Consider the following 3,245-nt stretch of genomic DNA (forward strand, 5'->3'; position numbering starts at 1 on the left):
ATGGTCTCACCAATTTTCACATCACGCTCAACCGGCTGTGCTGGCTTATTGAAACCTTGCTGCAAGCTTGAGCCACGGCGACCACCTTTGCGACGTTTCTCACGACGCGGTGCGCGCTCATCAGCTTCTTCATCTTTACGACGACGCTTTTTGTTACGACGACGCGACTTACGCTCTTCGTCATAATCTTGCGCGTCTTCTGCCTCTTGGGCCGTCGAAGAGGTCGTAAAGTGAACTTCTTCTTGTTCCGCTTTTTTACGTTCTTTCTCTTCTTCTTCCCAACGCTTGGCATTTTCTTCAGCTAAACGACGTGCTTCTTCCGCTTGCTTTTCAGCTTCTTTCTCAGCCTTTTTGCGCGCTTCTTCTTCTTGCTGCATACGTAGTTTATCTGCTTCTTGCTTGGCTTTATCGGCCGCTTCACGTTCCTCCGGCGTCATTGCCGCACGACGTTCTGCTTCCGCTTTCTGTTTAGCTTTTTCTTTCTCTTTACGAGCCGCTTTCTCTTTCTCTTCAGCTTCGCGCGCTGCTTTAGCTTTGGCTTCAGCCTCCGCTTGTTGGCGTTTTTCTTCTTCCGCCTTGGCTTTGGCTTCTTCTTCGCGACGCTTCGCCTCTTCCGCTTCTTTCTCTGCGGCAAGACGCTCTTGCTCCTCGCGTTCTTGCTCTTCAGCAGCTGAACGTTTTACATATGTACGCTTTTTGCGCACTTCGACTTGTACTGATTTGGCATCACGGCCACCACCGACACTTAGCGTACTCTTAGTTTTACGCTTCAGGGTCATTTTGCTGGGCTCTGAGGAGCCACCGCCGCCATGCTGCTTATTCAAATGTGCCAATAGTTTTTGTTTCTCATCTTCTGTCACGCCGTCATCAGGCGTTTTTTTAATGCCCGCTTCAGCAAACTGCTGAATCAGACGATCAACTGTTGTACCGACATCTTTGGCCAGCTTTTCGAGCGTTACTTCTTCCATAGTCTGTTGTACCTCCGCTGATCGTGGTTATTCGCTGAACCAGCAAATATTGCGGGCTTTCATGATTAAGTCGCCAGCTTGCTGTTCATCCAGCTCTTCGATTCCGGCTAAGTCATCAATGCCTTGCTCCGCGAGCTCCTCTAATGAGGTCACACCGCGACTGGCAAGAACGTACGCCAAGTGGCGGTCCATTCCTTCAAGCCCAAGTAATGATTCGTCCGGCTCTGCTGACTCAAGAGACTCTTCGTCAGCCAGTGCTTTAGTTGTTAAATAAGCACGTGCGCGTCCACGTAATTCTTCAACAATATCTTCATCCATCCCTTCAATTTCAAGGAATTCGGCTACAGGAACGTAAGCCACTTCCTCAAGTGAAGAGAAACCTTCGTCTACAAGTACCGCAGCGAAATCTTCGTCGATATCGAGACTAGTAATAAATAAGTTTAATAAACGATTAGTTTCCGCTTCGTTTTTCTCGTTGAAATCATCAACAGTCATTACGTTCAGCGTCCAGCCACTCAGTTGGCTTGCTAGACGTACGTTTTGTCCGCTTTTGCCAATCGCTTGCGCCAGGTTATCAGCTGCAACAGCGATATCCATGGTGTGTGCATCTTCATCAACTACGATAGAAGCCACTTCTGCAGGCGCCATTGCATTAATAACGAACTGGGCTGGGTTATCATCCCACAGTACGATATCAACCCGTTCACCACCAAGCTCACCTGATACTGCTTGAACACGTGCACCACGCATCCCGACACAAGCACCGACTGGGTCGATGCGGCGATCGTTGCTTTTCACAGCAATTTTAGCACGTGATCCCGGGTCACGAGCGGCGCCTTTGAGCTCGATCATTTCCTCGCCGATTTCCGGAACTTCGATACGGAACAATTCCATTAAGAACTCTGGACGAGACCGTGTAACGAATAGCTGCGCACCGCGCGCTTCTGGTCGCACATCGTAAAGCAAACCACGTACTCGGTCACCTGGACGTACAGATTCACGCGGCAACATTTCTTCACGATACACTATCGCCTCAGCATTATTACCTAAATCAAGGATAACATGTTCACGGTTAGCGCGTTTGACCGTCCCGGTGACCAACTCACCGACTTGGTCACGATACTCGTCAACCACTTGCGCACGCTCTGCTTCACGCACTTTCTGAACAATCACTTGCTTGGCGGTTTGTGTAGTAATGCGGTCAAACTGAATCGACTCGATTTGCTCTTCTACATAGTCACCCAGTTGTAACTCTGGGTTTTCATATTGTGCCGCAGACAAGCTAATTTCACGATACGGGTTTTCTAAACCCGTATCCGTATCTTCAACGACTAACCAGCGACGGAATGTATCAAACTCACCGGTCGCGCGGTCAATATCAATACGTACGTCAATATCACCGTCATACTTCTTTTTCGTGGCATGTGCTAACGCTGATTCTAACGCTTCAAAAATTTTCTCTCGAGGTACTGCCTTCTCGTTGGAAACAGCCTCAGCTACCAACAGGATTTCTTTACTCATGATTCTGCCTCACCAACGCAAATCGTTAATCAAATGACGGTACTAAGTGGGCCTTCTTAATTTCGTGCATACCCACCGTCAACGACTCTTGACCAACGCTAAGTTGCAGTTGGTCATCTTCAATTCCTTCCAGAACCGCTTGAAACTTCCGTTTATTTTGCTTTGCTACGGCTAGCTCGAACGCTACCGTCTCGCCAATGTAAGGCTGCATTTGTGCAATAGAGAAGAACGGACGTTCCATCCCCGGAGAAGAAACCTCCAGGTTATATTCCGTATTAATCGGATCTTCTACATCGAGTACCGAACTGACTTGATAACTGACATCAGCACAGTCATCAACACTGATACCTTCTTCTTTGTCAATGTAGATGCGTAACGTTGAAAACTTGCCCGCACGAACAAATTCGACGCCCCATAATTCAAATCCCAAAGCTTCTACAGCTGGGCGAAGCATGTCCGATAAACGCTCTTCTATACGTGCCAAATTGCCTCCTAAAACAAAAAAAGGGCGCGAGCGCCCAGTGTTGTGACTATCCTTAAGATAGCTAAGGCCACATAGCAAAAAGCCCCGAGCTTCTGCGGGGCTTTTTAAACACTGGACCCTTTGTCTATTTCAAACACTCAAAAAGAGCATTCGAAATTGGTTGCGGGGGCAGGATTTGAACCTACGACCTTCGGGTTATGAGCCCGACGAGCTACCAGACTGCTCCACCCCGCGACCGAAACTTGCTTGATATTATAGGGATTTTTGCGCTC

General features: G+C 48.4%; 3 protein-coding genes and 1 tRNA gene. All 4 read right to left on the reverse strand.

The window, feature by feature from the left end; genetic code table 11:
* Positions 1-968, reverse strand: a 968-nt coding sequence (locus B2X00_RS01100; RefSeq protein ID WP_290485767.1) for a translation initiation factor IF-2 associated domain-containing protein, incomplete at its 3' end; no start/stop codon positions are given.
* Positions 969-995: 27 nt separating this feature from the next.
* Entirely contained in the window at positions 996-2,489 is a 1,494-nt protein-coding gene (gene nusA / locus B2X00_RS01105) for a transcription termination factor NusA (RefSeq protein WP_071463559.1), read from the reverse strand.
* A 25-nt stretch (positions 2,490-2,514) separates the two neighbouring features.
* The gene (gene rimP, locus B2X00_RS01110; RefSeq protein WP_370215254.1) at positions 2,515-2,943 is read right to left on the reverse strand and encodes a ribosome maturation factor RimP; all 429 of its coding nucleotides are present in this window, start codon (positions 2,941-2,943) and stop codon (positions 2,515-2,517) included.
* A gap of 187 nt (positions 2,944-3,130) precedes the next feature.
* A tRNA-Met gene (locus B2X00_RS01115) sits at positions 3,131-3,207 on the reverse strand.
* Positions 3,208-3,245: the final 38 nt, after the last annotated feature.

This window comes from Idiomarina sp. UBA3162 (assembly GCF_002364475.1).
GTDB lineage: Bacteria > Pseudomonadota > Gammaproteobacteria > Enterobacterales > Alteromonadaceae > Idiomarina.